The 16,896-nt window shown below is 63.4% G+C and carries 13 protein-coding genes and 2 pseudogenes; 7 read left to right on the top strand and 8 right to left on the bottom strand.

The genetic code is table 11. The annotated features are described in order from the left end of the window. Positions 1–74 precede the first annotated feature (74 nt). Positions 75–3,344 (top strand): isoleucine--tRNA ligase, encoded by a 3,270-nt coding sequence (gene ileS / locus HZR20_RS12395; protein WP_181687059.1) that lies wholly within the window; start codon positions 75–77, stop codon positions 3,342–3,344. Positions 3,345–3,616: 272 nt separating this feature from the next. On the opposite strand, the gene HZR20_RS12400 is transcribed toward ileS, so the two are convergent. Next, complete coding sequence (locus HZR20_RS12400) at positions 3,617–4,942, bottom strand: type IV pilin (RefSeq protein ID WP_181687060.1); 1,326 nt, start codon at positions 4,940–4,942, stop codon at positions 3,617–3,619. A gap of 264 nt (positions 4,943–5,206) precedes the next feature. Between HZR20_RS12400 and HZR20_RS12405 the strand changes: the two genes are divergently transcribed. Together HZR20_RS12405 and HZR20_RS14640 are read left to right on the top strand one after the other, a co-directional pair. After that, positions 5,207–6,424 carry an MFS transporter gene (locus tag HZR20_RS12405; RefSeq protein ID WP_181687061.1) on the top strand — a complete coding sequence of 406 codons (1,218 nt, stop codon included), beginning with the start codon at positions 5,207–5,209 and terminating at the stop codon, positions 6,422–6,424. A gap of 273 nt (positions 6,425–6,697) precedes the next feature. Further along, positions 6,698–7,063: pseudogene (locus HZR20_RS14640) on the top strand (class I SAM-dependent methyltransferase); the annotation flags it as partial. A gap of 124 nt (positions 7,064–7,187) precedes the next feature. Here the strand turns inward: HZR20_RS14640 and HZR20_RS14645 are convergent. The 4 genes and pseudogenes from HZR20_RS14645 to HZR20_RS12430 all read right to left on the bottom strand — a co-directional run bounded on the left by HZR20_RS14645 (position 7,188) and on the right by HZR20_RS12430 (position 10,120). Beyond that, positions 7,188–7,609 (bottom strand): annotated as a pseudogene (locus tag HZR20_RS14645) (CopG family ribbon-helix-helix protein). A 159-nt stretch (positions 7,610–7,768) separates the two neighbouring features. After that, entirely contained in the window at positions 7,769–8,617 is an 849-nt protein-coding gene (prs, locus tag HZR20_RS12420; RefSeq protein WP_181687063.1) for a ribose-phosphate diphosphokinase, read from the bottom strand. A gap of 41 nt (positions 8,618–8,658) precedes the next feature. After that, positions 8,659–9,501 (bottom strand): HVO_0234 family beta-propeller protein, encoded by an 843-nt coding sequence (locus tag HZR20_RS12425; protein ID WP_181687064.1) that lies wholly within the window; start codon positions 9,499–9,501, stop codon positions 8,659–8,661. A gap of 61 nt (positions 9,502–9,562) precedes the next feature. After that, on the bottom strand, positions 9,563–10,120 hold the full coding sequence (locus HZR20_RS12430; protein ID WP_181687065.1) for a pyruvate kinase alpha/beta domain-containing protein: 558 nt from the start codon (positions 10,118–10,120) through the stop codon (positions 9,563–9,565). Between the two features lie 528 nt (positions 10,121–10,648). Here HZR20_RS12430 and HZR20_RS14890 point away from each other — a divergent pair. Beyond that, positions 10,649–10,738, top strand: a complete 90-nt coding sequence (locus HZR20_RS14890) for a hypothetical protein (RefSeq protein WP_449272334.1) — start codon at positions 10,649–10,651, stop codon at positions 10,736–10,738. A gap of 367 nt (positions 10,739–11,105) precedes the next feature. On the opposite strand, the gene HZR20_RS12435 is transcribed toward HZR20_RS14890, so the two are convergent. The 3 genes from HZR20_RS12435 to HZR20_RS12445 all read right to left on the bottom strand — a co-directional run bounded on the left by HZR20_RS12435 (position 11,106) and on the right by HZR20_RS12445 (position 13,246). After that, positions 11,106–11,708: a hypothetical protein gene (locus HZR20_RS12435; RefSeq protein ID WP_181687066.1), complete on the bottom strand. Its 603-nt coding sequence runs from the start codon at positions 11,706–11,708 to the stop codon at positions 11,106–11,108. Positions 11,709–11,763: 55 nt separating this feature from the next. Next, positions 11,764–11,979 (bottom strand): hypothetical protein, encoded by a 216-nt coding sequence (locus tag HZR20_RS12440; protein WP_181687067.1) that lies wholly within the window; start codon positions 11,977–11,979, stop codon positions 11,764–11,766. Positions 11,980–12,196: 217 nt separating this feature from the next. After that, positions 12,197–13,246, bottom strand: coding sequence for an NAD(P)-dependent alcohol dehydrogenase (locus HZR20_RS12445; protein ID WP_181687068.1), 1,050 nt, complete (start codon positions 13,244–13,246; stop codon positions 12,197–12,199). A gap of 242 nt (positions 13,247–13,488) precedes the next feature. Here HZR20_RS12445 and HZR20_RS12450 point away from each other — a divergent pair, with 242 nt between their 5' ends. From HZR20_RS12450 to HZR20_RS12460, 3 genes are read left to right on the top strand one after another with little or no spacing between them, the layout of a single operon-like run. Then, positions 13,489–14,691 (top strand): ABC transporter substrate-binding protein, encoded by a 1,203-nt coding sequence (locus HZR20_RS12450; RefSeq protein WP_181687069.1) that lies wholly within the window; start codon positions 13,489–13,491, stop codon positions 14,689–14,691. Between the two features lies 1 nt (position 14,692). After that, on the top strand, positions 14,693–15,967 hold the full coding sequence (locus HZR20_RS12455) for an ABC transporter substrate-binding protein (protein WP_181687070.1): 1,275 nt from the start codon (positions 14,693–14,695) through the stop codon (positions 15,965–15,967). A 2-nt stretch (positions 15,968–15,969) separates the two neighbouring features. Further along, entirely contained in the window at positions 15,970–16,896 is a 927-nt protein-coding gene (locus tag HZR20_RS12460) for an FAD-dependent monooxygenase (RefSeq protein ID WP_181687071.1), read from the top strand.

Consider the following 16,896-nt stretch of genomic DNA (forward strand, 5'->3'; position numbering starts at 1 on the left):
GACAGCGGCCACTGGGAAGACCGGGGGCGCGTGGGATCGATTCTCATTTAATGCCGGCGGCAGTGTAAACGGGTATGACAGACGCCGAGGACCACGCCCCGGAGTCGCCGCCGGCCTACGACCGGTTCGGCGACGTGGCCGACCAGTACGATCCCGACAGCGTCCACGAGCGGGTGGTCGCCCACTGGGATGCCGTCGACGCCTACGAGCAGACCAAGGATCATCGATCCGACGGCGAGGATTTCTTCTTCGTCGACGGCCCGCCCTACACCTCCGGGGCAGCCCACATGGGCACAACCTGGAACAAGACGCTAAAGGACGTCTACATCCGGTATCTCCGGATGCAAGGCTACGACGTGACCGATCGGCCGGGCTATGACATGCACGGCCTGCCCATCGAGACGAAGGTCGAGGAGAAACTCGACTTCGAGAACAAAAAGGACATCCAGGAGTTCGGCGAGGAGGCGTTCATCGAGGAGTGCAAGGACTTCGCCGAGGAGCAACTCGTCGGCCTCCAGGAGGACTTCGAGTCCTTCGGCGTCTGGATGGACTGGGACAACCCCTACAAGACGATCTCTCCGGAGTACATGGAGGGTGCCTGGTGGGGCTTTTCCCAGGCCCACGAGCGCGGTCTGGTCGAGCAAGGCAAACGGTCGATTTCGCAGTGTCCCCGGTGTGAAACTGCCATCGCCAACAACGAGGTCGAGTACGAGGACGTTTCGGACCCGTCGATCTACGTCAAATTCGACTTACAGGACCGCGAGGGCAGCCTCGTCATCTGGACGACGACGCCCTGGACGATCCCCGCGAACACCTTCGTCGCGGTCGACGAGGAGTTGACGTACCAGGGTGTCCGTGCCCACAAGGGGGACGACAGCGAGGTTCTCTGGATCGCCGAGTCCTGCGTCGAGGACGTCCTCTCGAAGGGGCGCTACGATGACTACGAAGTAATCGACCAGGCGACCGGCGAGGAGATGGTCGGCTGGAAATACGAACACCCACTGCGGGAGGCAGTCCCCGACGCGCCCGAGGGCGAAGACGCACTGCAGGTCTACACCGCCGACTACGTCGAGGCCGACCGGACTGGGCTGGTCCACTCAGCGCCCGGCCACGGTGAGGAGGACTTTGCGCGTGGCGAGGACCTCGGCCTGGACGTGTTCTGTCCGGTCGGTGGCAACGGTGTCTACGACGAATCGGCCGGTGCCTACGCCGGTCAGTTCGTCAAGGACGCCGACGAGACGATCATGGACGACCTCGAAGCGAACGGCAATCTCCTCTCTCGCGGGACGACCCACCACAGCTATGGCCACTGCTGGCGGTGTGACACGGGAATCATCCAGATCGTCACCGACCAGTGGTTCATCACGGTCACGGACATCAAAGACGAGATGCTCGCAAACATCGAGGACAGCGAGTGGCATCCCGACTGGGCGCGGGACAATCGCTTCCGGGACTTCGTCGAGGAAGCGCCCGACTGGAACGTTTCCCGGCAGCGGTACTGGGGGATCCCCCTGCCAATTTGGCTTCCGAGCGAGGCGCGAAGCGCCTCGGAACCGTCGAGCGGGCAGGGCCCGCGAGACCCGGTCGAGTGGAGCGGCGATATGGACGACGCCATCGTCATCGGCGACCGGGAGGAACTCGCCGATCGGGTCGATCAGGACATCGATTCCGAGACGGTCGACCTCCACAAGGGGACCGTCGACGAGTTGACGATCACCGAGGACGGGGTGACCTACGAGCGTGTCCCGGACGTCTTCGATGTCTGGCTCGACTCCTCTGTGGCCTCCTGGGGAACGCTGAACTACCCGGATCAGACCGAGGACTTCGAGGAACTGTGGCCCGCCGATCTCATCATGGAGGCCCACGACCAGACTCGCGGGTGGTTCTGGTCCCAGCTCGGGATGGGGACCGCGGCGGTCGGTGAGATCCCCTACGACGAGGTGTTGATGCACGGCTACGCGCTGATGCCCGATGGCCGCGGGATGTCCAAATCGAAGGGCATCACCGTCGAGCCACAGGAGGCCATCGACGAGGGCGGGGCGGATCCGATGCGGGCGTTCCTGCTTGCCCAGAACCCCCAGGGCGAGGACATGCGCTTCTCCTGGGAGGGGATGGACTCGATGGGGCGCAACCTCAACATCCTCTGGAACGTCTTCCGGTTCCCGCTGCCGTACATGCGGATAGATGGGTTCGACCCAGCGGAAATCACCGTCGAGGACGCAGATCTCGAAGAAATAGACGAATGGGTCCTCTCGCGACTCCAGACCGTCGAGGCCGAGATGACCGAACACTTCGAGGATCGCCGGCAGGACCGGGCCATCGAGACGTTGATGGACTTCGTCGTCGAAGACGTCTCCCGCTTCTACGTCCAGGCCGTCCGCGATCGCGTCTGGCAAGAGGGCGATGATGGCTCGAAGGAGGCCGCCTACGCCACCCTCTATCGCGTCCTCGAAGAGACCGTCGCACTGCTGGCCCCGTTCACGCCGTTCATCGCCGAGGAGATCTACCAGTATCTGACGGGCGACGCCGGCTACGACACGGTCCACATGTGTGACTGGCCGGAACCCGATGGGACGTTGCGGGACGTGGGCCTGGAAGACGAGATCGAAGTCGTCCGGGCCGTCGAGGAGGCTGGCTCGAACGCCCGCCAACAGGCCGAACGGAAGCTCCGATGGCCGGTCAAGCGCGTCGTGGTCGACGTCGACGACCAGGAAGTCGGTGGCTCCATCGAGTTGCAGGCCGGTCTCCTGGCTGACCGCCTGAATGCACGGTCGATCGAGGTCGTCGGCCCCGAGGAGGAATGGGGCGAACTCACCTACAGCGCCGAGGCTGACATGAGCAAACTCGGCCCCGCGTTCGGCGACGACGCCGGCACAATCATGAACGCGCTCAACGATGCCAGCGTCGCCGAGCCGACGGTCGCGGCCCTGGAGTCGGCCGTTGGGAGCGAGTTGGACCAAGGTGTCGATCTCGAGGCGGAGATGGTCGAGTTCGTCCGCAACACACCCGAAGGTGTCGCGAGCACGGAGTTCGAGGCCCTGGATGGCGGTGGCGTGGTCTACGTCGACACCACGCTGACCGAAGACATCGAGAGCGAGGGCTACGCTCGCGAGGTGATCCGCCGGGTCCAGGAGATGCGCAAGGACCTCGATCTGGAGATGGACGCGAGAATTCGCGTCGAATACGAGATTGCGGACGACCGGGTGGCGGAACTGGTCAAAGAGCGCGAGGACCTCATCGCCGAAGAGGTCCGGGCCGACGCCTTCGGCGGCGTCAAAGACGGATACCGAAAAGAGTGGGAGATCGAGGGTGTCGACGCGGAAATCGCGGTCGCGGAAGTCTGAGATCGGCGCGAGTATACGCGGCCCCTGGCCGCGTTTCTCTCGGCGCGAACGGCGGAGCCGTGAGCGCCGAGGTTTTTTGGTCCAGATTTTTGCCGCGAGAGGGTGGCCGAGTGGAACGAGGCCGCCGGGCACTCGAACGGCGACGCCGTGAGAGTGGTGCCCGAAGCGAGTTTTGCGAGCGAGGACACCCGAGCGGCAAAAAGGTGGTGGCGGGATCGAGGGGATCGAGGAAGTCTAACAGCCGTCCACTGTGTCGGGGAGTCCGAGGCTAGCTACTCCTCGTATATCGTCACGTTCCGAAACTGTGAGATACCGTTTCCACCCGCGTCATCGTCGTTAACGAAGACAAGATGAGTGACGGTTTCGCCATTGGATGCCAGCGCCGACGAAGCGTCGATCTCGTAGCGGACCCAACCGTCGCCGCTCGAATAGGCTGGATTGGCCTCACTGGCCCACGACTGATTGCCGTAGAAGCGCACGAACCGCGATTCCGTCTCTGATTCGTCGGTTTCCAGGCCGACGCCGTGGATCTCACCCTGGCTCGTTGCGTTGAATTCGACCGCGAGGACGGTCTTGTCGGTGACGGTTTTGTTGATCGGCACGTACGTCCACGTGTTTTCCGAGAGAGTCAGCTTCGCGTTGTCGTCGCTGACCGCCGTGCCGAAGTCCTTGTCCTGCGTGCCGTAGCTCCGAACGGGTTCGGTGACAGTGGCCCCGTCGACACTGAATTCGAACTGTATCGACGAATCCTGCGAGAGTGATTCGTAGGCGCGGATATTCCGGAACTGGGAATTACTCGGCCGTTTAGTTTCGTTGTCGACGTCGTTGACGAGGGCAAGGGAGGGAGTCTGCCCGTGCAGTGATCGGTCATAAAGTTCCCCGACAGGGATCTCGTAGTGCACCCAACCATCTCCAGTCTCGTACTCGCCGTACTCGATGCCCCAGGGCTGTGAGCCGAGCAACGTGAAAATCCGGTTACTGGAGATGCTGTCGTCGGTCTCGAAGCCGATCCCGTGGATTTCCCCGGCGTTCGTCGCTCGAAAGTCAAATTCCAGGACCGTTTGGGCAGTGACGTTGTACTCGAAGTCGAGTAGCTTCCAGGTGTTGTTCTTGAGAGTGACCTCTCTTTCCCCCATCGTAGACGTGAATTCGGCATCGGCATCCTGTCCGCCGCCGTACGATCGAACAGTCGTCGCGTCGAATCGAAGATAGGCGGGGACCGTGCCCTCCCGGGGCGGCGTTGCTGTGTACACGAGCGAAGATGTATCACCCTGCTCCCAGACGAGTTGAGCGTCCTGGGACGCTGCCGGATACAGTGGGCCGATCTGCGTCCCGGCAGCGAGACGCTGGTCGGCGACGAACGCCGAGAGCGGATACGACCGCCCATCGAGTCGGACAGACAGGCGATCGACGTCGATGGTATCGCCGTTCTGATGGCGGATGACGAGCCCATTATCGGCAGTATAGTCCGTCTCGAAGGACGCTATCGGTGGCTCCGCTTGGAACGGTTCGGCGAGACCGAGTGCAAATATAGAGACGGTGATCCCGAGGGCGATCGCGATCGCGACCAGCAGCACGTTCGCCACGACGGGTGTCATGGCCCGGTCGCCCCCAGTCTGGTCTGGCCGTCGCGAGCGTAGATCGTCGTCTCGAGGAGGGGACTCGTCAGTGCCACCCACGAAAGCAGTCAACTCACCACCGATTCGCATAGCCTACCTTACGCAACCACCCCCAAAGTAATTGGGTGCGACGACAGCGAGACAGCAGAAAGCCGAAAGCGAGTGTCGGAAGACTTTACCGCCTCTCTGAGAGGAATACCGATAGAGGTGACGGGTAACCGAGACGACGATCGAGGGGGATTAGTGTCGGGGAGCAGAGGGACGCTGCTGGTGAGCGTCGCCGCCGGCTGGTTTCTCGCGCTCGGGTTGCGCTTCGTGCTGCCAGCCATCTTGCCGACGATCACAGCGTCGTTCCCCGCGACGACCGAAACCCAGGCCGGACTGGCGGTTACGGTCCTGTGGGCCGCCTACGGCGTCCTGCAGTTCCCGGCGGGGATCACCGCCGATCGAATCGGCGAAGGACGGGTTCTGACGGCGAGCCTGCTGCTTTCGGCTGTCGGCGTGCTCGCCTTTTCCGTGACGCCGACCTTCTCGTTGTTCGTGCTCGCGATGGGGCTATTCGGGGCCGCAACCGGCCTGTACGGCCCGCCACGTGGAACCTTGCTCACACGGGTGTTCGACAGCCGTGCCGATCGGGCGCTCGGCGCGACGCTGGCCGCCGGGAGCCTCGGTGCAGCCGTCCTCCCGGCACTTGCGGCGGTACTCGTCGAGGGACTCGGCTGGCGGACGACGCTTGCGCTCACCGCGCCCGGGTTCGTCGTCGCTGCACTGTTCGTCTATCGGAGCACACAGAGACCCGACGGGCAACCGGATGGGGAACGCGCGGACGGCAGTTCGAGCGCCAAGGAAGGCGGCCCGTCGGTCCTGGGCGCGATCAAAATCGCCGGACAGTCAGTCTGTCGCTATCGGACAGGACTCGCGGTCCTTGCAGCGATCATCATGTACTTTGGCTATCAGGGAGTTACCGCGCTGGCGACGACATACCTCGTCACGGAGAAGGGATTCGCCCAGTCCGGCGCAGGCGTATTATTCGGCGGCCTGTTCGTCGTCGGCGCACTGTCCCAGTGGCTAGCCGGGAGAGTCGCCCAGCAGCGGCGATCAGCCCGCGTCCTTGCGGCCATCGCTGCAGTGAGCGTCCTCCCGCTGGTCGGGCTGGTCGTCTTCGAAAATCGGCTCCTCGTGGCCGCGAGCACGCTCTTAATCGGCGTTCGGATGGGATTCGCACCGGTTTCGAACGCGTTCATCATCGACCACCTACCGGCCGAAGTCGAAGGGACGGCCTGGGGGACGGTCAGGACCGCCCTGTTCGTCGTGAGTTCCGTCGCTTCGACGGTCGTCGGCGTGCTCGCTGACGCCGGCCAGTTCGACGGCGCAATCCTCCTGTTGGCCGGCCTGACCGGGGGCGCGGCAGGCATCTACCTAACATTGCCGTCCTGTGAGTTCTCCAGCGGACTTCGGTGACCGTCACCATAAGCCGCGGCCTGCCAAAGCGGCGTCATCGAGCACGTCGAGTCACTCCCGACTGGCGTCCCGGAGACCTCACTGCGCCTGCTGTCGCCGTGCTCCTCGGCGAACTGGCCCCAAGCCGTCCACTATTGACGGTTGGCACCGTGGTTGCGGAACTCACAGAGTCTCCCGATCGTCGCGGGTCGCTAGCATTGTAGACACACCTGACCAACCCCGTTTCAGGACGGAAAACGACGGTGCCTGGAGCCCGGATACGAACCGCCCTCAATGGGTCGAACAGAAGGGGTGTTCTCTTCGGAGTACTGCGCCGGGATCGGACCCAACGAGGATAGTGAAATACTGGTCGACGCGCTGTCGTATGACGCCACTGAGGACGCCCGGATTCTGGAACTGGGCTGTAGCTCGGGCCGGCATCTCGAAGCCCTCCGGCGGGCCAGCTATGAGAACCTGACCGGAGTCGACCTCAACCACGATGCACTGGACGTGATGGCCGAGTACTTCCCCCGGACCGTTGAGCCGGGGACCTTCCATATCGGCGCGATCGAGGATATCCTACCCGAGTTGGAAACAGGAGCCTTCGACGTGGTCTACTCGGCCGAGACGCTCAAACACGTCCACCCCGAGGAGACGGTCGTCTTCGAGAAAGTACTCCGGGTGACCGACGATCTGCTGGTCACCGCCGAGAACGGCGGCAACGCCCCGACCGGGGACGCTCGGGCGCGGACGTGTCTGGCGTCAACGGCGAGTTCCCGCGCTATCACTCGACGAGGTCCTGGCCGTCGTCCATCGGCAGCACGGAGTAACTACCGTCTGAATGTTTGTTGTCGCCCGAATCGAGCCGACGACCGTCGATATCGATTCGAGCGACCCATCGAGGACGAACAATTCGAGACAGAAGTTGTCGCCGACGTGGGTGTGGAAATTGGATTCGACGACGTCGTCGAATGCGTGGCGTATTTCCATCATATCGGACTCGACGCTGCCGGCCTGGTAGTCAAACAGGACCGTCACCGTTGCCATCAGTCGTCGGCCCTCGAGAGACTGGTCGTCGAATTCGTCGAGCAAGTCGCGACTGGCGTCCCGGATGACTTCGCTGCGACCGCTATAGCCGTGTTCCTCAGCGAACTGATCGAGACGCTCGACCAGGTTGTCGGGCATCGAGACACTGACGATGGGCATAGGGAAAGGCACAGCCGTCCGATATTAACGGTTGGCATCAGCCCCTCGATCGGAGCGCCCGGCTCAGCGATCGTCCGAAATTTCAGAAGAAGCGTTCCAGAGCGATGTCGACGGACTCGAACACGTCGACATCGAGTGAGCGGGCAGTACCCGAACGCATTACAGTGCGTCGGCGATCACGGGGGCGACGCTGACGTCGCTGACGATCCGTTCTAGGGTGTCCGTGGCGTACATCTCGTCGACACCGGCTCGGAGAAGTTTGCTCCAGGCGCCACTGGCAAGCAGCGGGTGAACACAGGTCGCATAGATGCGTTCGGCACCGCGGTCGTCGGCTGCCGTCGCAGCGGTTGCCATCGTCGCACCCGTCGCGACGAAGTCATCGATGAGAACGACGTCCCGTCCGTCGACGCTCGTTTCGGTCGGTGCAATGGTTTCGGGCGTTCCGGTTCCGGCGGCCGGGTCGAGATGGTCGGCCACGCCGGTTCCGTGGCCATCTCTGACGGACTCGGCCAGCGGGTATGCCTGCTCGTCAGTGGCCAAAAAGAGCGGGTCGACCAGCCCGGACGGCAGCGGTTCGGCCAGCCGACCGGACGCATCGACGGCCGTCGCCGGCACTTCGAACATCGACGTGGCGTTTTTCTCGTGGGGGTTGACCGTGATGACCCGGTCGGTCCCTGGCGAGAGCGCCCGCGCGACGGTCGACAGCGAGACGATATCGCCCGGTCGATACTTTCGGTTCTGGCGGGCATAGCCCGGGTAGGGAACAACGGTGATTACTTCCTCAGCGCCGGCCTGGCGGGCGGCATCCTGTAAGAGGAGTGCCTCGATGTGGGCGTCGTTCGAGACCGTCGAAATGACGACGATGGCCCGACCGTCGATCGATTCGGTAACCTGCACGTTCAATTCGCCATCGGGGAAATGCTTCACCTCGGCAGCGCCGAGCGGTTCGCCGGTTGCCGCGGCGATCCTGGCCGCCAGCGTCTGGGAAGCCGACCCGCTGAGGATCATATGCGTTCGGTGGCGACGGCCGGTAAACCCGTTTTCGGTTTTCAAGCCGTCGATCCGGCGACCGCTAGGCTAGTGACGTCCGTGAGACCCAGCGATCGTGATCGCCAGCCCTCCGCGCCGTCTTTAGCGGCCGGTGGATCGACGAGAATCGTCCCGAAATCGGTGACAGCGATCGGGCCCTGGGCGTATCCCACATCGACGATTGGTTCGTCAACCGGGAGCGAGCGGCGTTGCCACGCGTCGTCTCCACGCTCGAAGAGACCCGTCTCGCCGACAGCATGAGATCGCTGTCCATCAGAAGCGAGGGCACTGAACGCTCCTTCCTGCTCGCGAGTCCAGCTGCCGTCTCCGTAGGCGTAGAGCCCGTCGTCGGTCCCGGCCAGCGGAACGTCGCCGGCGGCAACGTCCCGGACGTTCGTGAGTCCAGTTCGCTCGACACTCGATCCTGTCAGTCGATACGCGCCGTCTGGGGCTGCGACCCACTCACCGTCGATAGCGGACACGTCCGTGACCTGGCCTATCGACTGCCAGCCCTCGCCGTCGTAGCGCGCCAGGTTCCCGTCAGAGCCGGCCGCGATCGGGTCGCCGTCAGGACCAGTCGCGGTTGGCTCGCCGTCGAGTCCCACCGCGACTGCCGGACCGAACCCAAGGTCCTCGAAGGTTTCCTCGCCGTGAGTAGCTCGATAGATCCCTTCGTCAGTTGCAATCACAACGCACGTCTCGTCGGCGGCAACCGAGTGTACTCGACCGCCCCGGAGCAATCGAAACCGGCCGACCCGGTCGTCGGAGATCGCAACCAGCGTCACACCGAGTCCCGCCCCGACGTAAACATCTCTTTTCCCGCGTCGATCGGCGTAGATCCGATCTTCCGCCATCTCGCCCATGTGTGGACCTCGTCAGGAATCACCGAAAGGGTATCGACTCGCCGGCACTCGATCGGCGGGACTACCACCAGACGAGATTCTCGGCATCGGCGGGTTTGGCCACGACCTCGAGGATCCGCGAGTCGAAGAAATTCCGACTGTTTGCCGCCTCGACAACGAGGATCGTGTCTGCGCCCTCGCCAGTGCCCGCGATCGAGAGCACCCGGTCGCCAGCGTCGAGCAGGCCCGCATCACAGGCCATCAGGGGGCACTCGACGGCGACTTTCGTCCCCTGGCCGAACAGCCGCAACACGTCGGCGACGAGTTCGTGCGCCGAGAACCCCTCTTTCTTTGCGATAGCCGATCCCAGATTGCTGAACACCATCGGGCCGGTGAAGACCTCGCCACCGGCAGCTTCGATCGTCTCGATATGTTCGTCTCCCAGTTCCTGCTCGTTGTCCTCGTCGTATCCATAGGCATGGCCGACGACAACGAGGTCCTCGCCGAAGCGCTCGGCTGCCTTTGCGCCCGTCTCGCCGGCAGTCGAAGCCACGCAAACGGCGTCGATCGCTTCGTCTTCCGCGTACGCGAGTGCGTCGTCGAGTACTGTGTCCGTGTCCAACTCGTCAGTGTGGATCATCGTGTGGACCTGGGCTCGCCCGCCCGCTATAGATTTCTGTTTCGATCGGCGATGGAGCGCTTGTCTAGGCTCCCTGTTGGCACCCAACCAGCAGCCCGACCCCCGTTTCGAGTGGATCCCGTGGAACGCGTGGAACGCGATTTCCCCTGGAGATGGTGATCGCTGGATTCCGGTCGTGCGACCCCGTTCGAAGAGGAGTTAGGCAGTATCCGACGGTACAGCGGTCGTTTCCAAGCTGACTGCGGCACTTTGACATGCTAACGCTTCACGTTCGATCTGAAATCGAGGGGTTCGAAAGGGGGGCTGTCGTGCGGGCGTCAGACATATGGCTGGGGTTCGATGACGTCCCGGATGGGCTCAAATGAGTGGACTGTCCCGAAGCTGGATGGCAGCCGGCCCGTAGGAGTTGAGACCGATTCAAGACGGAATCGTGACAGCGATCGTGCGCCAGTCCGATGGCAGTCGGGTGAGGAGACGAATGACTCCACGCGGGGAACGTTTATGCGGCCGCCGGTCGGCCTGTTGCACATGAGCACGGCAACGAAAGTCGTCCTGGTGACAGTCGGAGTCTCGGCGCTGTTGGCGCTTGCGCTGATCGCGAACGTGGCGTTGGCCTGAACACCGCAGTCGGCAGACCGTCGAAGTGGCTCACGTCTCCGATTCGCTCCCGCTTTTCGAAACCCAGTTCGGCGGTGCCGAGCCACGGGTCGAGTGCATCGAACCCCCACGTCGTCGGAAAGTCCTGTTCGCAGTGTTCTCTGTATGCCACCACCAACGACTCGGGATCGTCATCTGGACAGATACTCACGATGAGTTCGAGCAGTAGAGTCGGTGTCAATTCATCGGATGAGTCGGTGAATGACTTTTCCTGGCGGACATCAGCCTGATCGGTGCGGAAATGTCTCATGTATAAATTATCCTCCTGGAGAATCGCCTGCTCACCCTTCTCAGTGAATGTGTGCATTCCACACGTCCCGAGCGGACGTCACTCGGCCCCGGAGTCACCTGATTCGACACGGACATTCGCAGGGACCTGTGGCACCGCTGGAAGAGCAACCGGCCGTGGCTCGAACTCGTAACTGAAGTCATACCGGTTTTCAGTGTCGTTTCGTTGGGCGACAATACGCTCGGTGGCAGAAACAATCAGCCCATCAGTCGTGATTCGAACGGTTGCGTTGTATGCCACAACGTTCCCAGCGTCGAACAGTTTCCCACCGGCGTATCGGTCAGCACGAAGCGTGACGGAGCTGGTGGTCTCTCCGTCGTCAACACTGGTGATACTGAAGTTCCCGCGCCGGAGTGCCCCTCGGAGCGGACTCGTCGCTGTCGAGAGCCCACGGAGCGATCGGTCGAACAGGTCGGTTCGGTTCCGGCTGTTGTCCAGCGTGACGTTCCCACCGGAGACGGTAGACTGTCTGACAACCGTCTCATTGGCGGCAATGACAGTCGTGCTGTTCTGTGCCTCATTTTCGGCCGTACGCTGGCTCTGTGCGACGTACAGAACCCGTTTGAGATTCGCTTCGGCCGTCACTCGCACCGATGCAACGACGGAAAGGTTGCGGATTGTCGTGTTCGTCTGATGAGTCACGACACCCGGTGTTTCGATCGCGTTTGCCTGGTGTGTACGGAGTAGCCGTGTGACGTTACGAATGCCTGTGTCGGTCAGTCCCGGAGGGAGCTGATCGGGTCCAGCCGCGGTCGATGTTGCAGTCGTCGTCGGTGTCGCTGTTGGGGAGTCGACGGCCGACGGTGCCGTCGGCGATAGTGATGGGGTCGGCGTCTGTGTCACCGACGGCGTCGGGGTGGTAGGTTGTGCTGTTGTGGGCGTCGATGAATCGGTGTCCGACAAGCTCGCACAACCGGACAGCGCGACGAGGACGAGCAATCCAACTGCGAGAGCGGTTCTGTACGGCCGTCTGGTGGAGGGCATGCGCCACACACTTTGTGACCCGACGTAAAAATTCGACGATACACGCCATTCAGCGACGATACACTCGGTAGGTGTTCCGTCTTGGCCGATTGCGAAGTACCGTCCCGATGTATTACCCTCTGCGGTGAGTTGCGTGCTGACCCACGTTAAAAGTGGATCAGCGGCTTGATCATCCCATCGTCTTTGGTCTCCATCATCTCGAAGGCCGTCTGGATCTCGTCGAACTCGAATTCGTGGGTGGTCATCTTCGTCGGGTCGACCTTCCCTTGATCGAGCAGGCGGAGCAGGCGCTGGATGCGCAGGCGGCCGCCCGGACAGAGGTCCGTGACGATGTCGATCTCGGCCATCCCGACGCCCCACTCGGCGCGCGGGATCTTCCGGAACTCGCCCTCACCGTGATACCCGACGTTCGAGACCGTGCCGCCGGGCTTCGTGACTTTGATGCAGTCCTGCAGTGTCTCATCGGCGCCCAGGGCCTCGATAGCCACGTCGACGCCATCGCCGTCCGTCAGGTCCATGATCTCCTCGGCGGGGTCGACTTCACCGAAGTCGACGACGTCCGTCGCGCCGTACTCGCGGGCGAGGTCCTTCCGTTCGGGAACCGTCTCGACAGCGATGATCCGTCCGGCACCCTGCAACTCGGCACCCTTGGTCGCCATCAGGCCGACAGGGCCCTGTGCGAAGACGGCGACGGTCCCCCCCATCGGAATGTCACCGCGTTCGGCACCGGCGAAGCCGGTCGAGAGCATGTCCGCGACATAGGCTGCTTCGTGGTCGGTGACGCCCTCGGGAATTTTCGCGAGGTTCCCGTCGGCGTCGTTGATGTGGACGTACTCCGCGAAGGTACCGTCCTTGACGTTGGCGAACTTCCAGCCGCCAAGGGCCTGATTGGACTGGGAGGGATGACCGTCCTGGGCCGCCAGGGAATTCCAGTCGGGCGTGATCGCGCCGACTGCGACACGATCACCGGGTTCGAAATGTTCGACCTCACTGCCGACTTCGTCGACGACGCCGACGATTTCGTGACCCAGCGTCAGATCCTCGCGCTCACCGATCGCGCCGTGGACTGTATGGCAGTCGGAGGTGCAAATCAGCCCCTCGGTGGGTTCGAGGATCGCGTCCATCGGTCCCGGCTCCGGGCGTTCTTTTTCGACTATTGCCGTTTCGCCGATCTCGCGCATAACAAACGCTTTCATGGTGCGTACGACTGAACGTACAAATCCAACTATTATAAATTATAGTTCTCACCAGGGATGTGACATTACAGCTGGCAGTTCCACGACCGGACTCCCGTCAGCAGCCGACAATCCATGACAAAAGTTGCATTGTGGATCGGTTTTCCGGGTCGTCTCTGTTGGAGTCGCTACTGATTGCTCACCCGTTTTAGGCAAGCCAAAACTTCGAAAGGGTCTTATTTATTTAGGCGAGCCTAATCCATATGGAGCCCAAATCCGACGACGCACGCACTCCGACGCGACGACGATTGTTGCAGTACAGCGGCGCGGCGGTCGCAAGCGGTTTACTGGCCGGTTGTCTGGGCACGAGCGCCGATACCACGACGGAAGGCGGGTCGCAGACAGACACGGCAACGCAAACACGGACGGAGACGCCGACAGGAACCGACACGGAACCCACCACCGAATCGACGCCTGAATCCGATTCCGTCTCGCTCGTCCCGGTCGGCGAGGTCAGTTTCGAAGACGTCCCCGAGACCTGGATCGCGAACAACGGTAGCTGGGCGGACATGGGGATCGCGCTCGGCCAGGACCCCCCGAAGGGCGTCTGGCTCCCGAACCGATATCACACCCAGTACTACAACGAGATCCCGGGCGTGTCCGTCGACAAGTCCGGGATCGAGCGTCTCTCCCAGGACGGCGTGAGCAAGGAGCGCTTCTTCGCGATCGACGCCGATGTCCACGTGATCGATCCGAACTTCATCACGAACCGATTCAGCTGGACTGACGACGACATCGCGGCGGTCGAACGCGAGGTCGGCCCCTTTTTCGGCAACAGTATCTTCTCCCGCAGCTACGCCTGGCACGACGACTACCGATACTACACGCTCATGGAGGCCTTCGAGAAGCTCGCGGCCGTCTTCGACGAGCGCGAGCGTTACGAGGCGTTCATCGGGATTCACGACGACTTCCAGGCCGAGCTGGCACCCGTCGTCCCCGGACTCGGCGACCGGCCCGCGGCGGCGGTTCTCTGGGCCGGCGGCGACGAACCAGAGGAGTTCTTCCCCTACGTGATCGACGACGGGACGAGCTTCAAGCACCTGCGGGATCTCGGCGTCAGGGACGCGCTCGCCAGCACTGACGTCAAGGACTTCCACAGCTCCCGGGGGGCCATCGACTTCGAGACGCTGCTGTCGGTCGATCCCGAGGTCATTCTGCTGCGCGGCCAGGAGGCCAAGTCCGGCGCGGAGTTCCGAAACTCCGTCGTGGCGTTCCTCGAGGACCACTCGGTCGCGAGCCAGTTGACGGCCGTCGAGAACGGCGACGTCTACCGGGCCGGCCCGCTCTATCAGGGGCCGATCACGAACCTGGTCGTGACCGAGCGCCTCGCACGGGCACTCTACGGCGCCGACGGCGAACTGTTCGACCGCGAACGCGTCGCCAACGTCGTCAACGGAGCGTTCTGAGATGGCTGATGACCAATTCCCGGCGGAAGCGGATGGAGACGCTGGACTGACCAGGCGGGCATGGCTCGCGGGCGGAACGGCACTTCTCAGTGGGGGCCTGCTGGCCGGCTGTCTGAGCGGCGAGGATGAGACGGGGACACCAACCCGCAGCGACGACGAGACGGACACCCTAACCGAACCCGAATCGACGGCCGAAACCACGACGGACTCGACCGAGGCGCGGACAGCCGAGTCCTATTCCGTTTCGATGGCCCCAATGGGTGAGGTGACCTTCGAGGAGACGCCCGCGGACATCTTCACGATAATGAGTCCCTACGCCGAGATGGCACTCGCCCTCGGCCGGGGTGCGGACGTCAACGCCGTCTACGCCGCCGAGTACACGAACTCGCTGATGGACGCCATCACGGCACCACTCGAGGGTGTCTCCGTCGACTGGAGTGACTGCTACGACTCCTGGAACCCCAGCAAGGAGACGGTCTACGATCTTGACAGCGACGTCCACCTTGCCGATCCCGCTCACGTGGTCACGATGGGCAAGTGGGAGCACGCGGACATCGAGGAGGTCGCGGAAGGCGTCGCGCCGTGGTTCGGCAACAAGTTCAGCGCCGAACACGGCACACCGCCCGAATCCTACGCCGACAGCTACGAGTATTACACCCTCTGGGAGACCTTCGGTCACGTTGCCGCAGTCCTCCAGGAACAAGAGCGCTACAAGGCCCTTCGACGTGAGCACGAGGCGCTGGTGTCGACGATCCGGGAGGGACTGCCCCCGGAATCGGAGCGCCCGACGGTCACGATGGTCCTGCCCTCGACGAGCGACGACACGATGTGGGTCTACGACGTGAACGGCCCGGGGTATCACGCCGCCCACTCCCGGCCGCTGGGCGCGGTCGACGCCTTCACCGAGAACGACGGCGTCGGCAGCGGCACGCAGATCGACTACGAGGAGCTCCTTGCGGCCGATCCGGACGTCCTCGTGATCCTCGGTGGCATCGTCGACGCCCACGACATGCCCGCAATTCGAGAGACGCTCGCCGACGATCCCGTCGCCAGCGCAGTCAGTGCGGTCCAGAACGACCGGATCTACGCTCAAGCCGGGAGACACCAGGGCCCCCTGCTGAACCTCTTCCAGCTCGAGATGGGCGCAAAGCAACTCTATCCCGAGCACTTCGGCGCGTGGCCGCGCTACGAGTCCGGCCCGTACCCCGATCTCTCGGCCGACGAACAGCTGTTCGATCACCAGCGGGTCGCCGCCACCATCACCGGGGACACGTAACGATGTCCGATCACGACCTATCGCATTCGGAGGAAGGCGCCGAGCACGACGTGGTCGTCGTCGGTGGCGGCCCGGCCGGCTGTTCGGCGGGCGTGTTCACGGCCCGGTACGGCCTGGACACGCTCGTCCTCGATCGTGGACGGTCGTCGCTCGGGCAGTGCGCCGTCGTCGAGAACTACCCTGGGTTCCCCGACGGGATCGGTGTGGAAACGCTGTCGACCCTCCTCGAGGACCACGCCGCGGAAGCCGGCTGTGAAATCACCCCGGAACTCGTCGAGCGCGTTGACCGCCGTCCTGACGGCCCTGGGTTCCTCGTCGAGACGGCGACCGGAACCACTCACACCGCCGCCCGGATCATTGCGGCGACGCGCTACGGCGGCGAATATCTCCGGCCCGCTCTCGAGGACGACGCTTTCGAGACACTCGACGGGAACGACGGCCGGGGCAGACTCGACCGATCGTATCCGGACCGTGACGGGGCGACGCCCGTCGAGGGGCTCTACGTCGCCTCGCCCTCGAAGGCGGCGGATCGACAGGCGATCGTCGCCGCCGGCCGCGGCGCTCGCGTCGGGATCGCGGTCGTCGAAGCCGCCCGCCGCGATCGGGGGTACCCGCCCGCCCTCGCGGCTTCCTACGACTGGGTTCGCCCTGAGGAGGGACGTGCTGAGGAGTGGGGCGAGCGCGAGACCTGGCGGGCATCCATCGCCGAGCGGTGGCCGGACGACCACACAGTGGATCGACGCCGGTACGTCGAACTCCGGGAACGGGAGATCGACCGTCGTCTCGCAGCGTATCGCTCGGCCGAGGAGATCGAATCGACAGCCCAACGCGGTCAGCGACGATTGCTCGACCGTCTCGATGAGGACCTGGTACTCGAACGGGCCGCGGAGATCGCGGCCGACCGTGACGCGGTGGAGGTGTCCACCTGA

The organism is Halorhabdus salina (genome assembly GCF_013839425.1).
Classification (GTDB): Archaea; Halobacteriota; Halobacteria; order Halobacteriales; family Haloarculaceae; genus Halorhabdus; species Halorhabdus salina.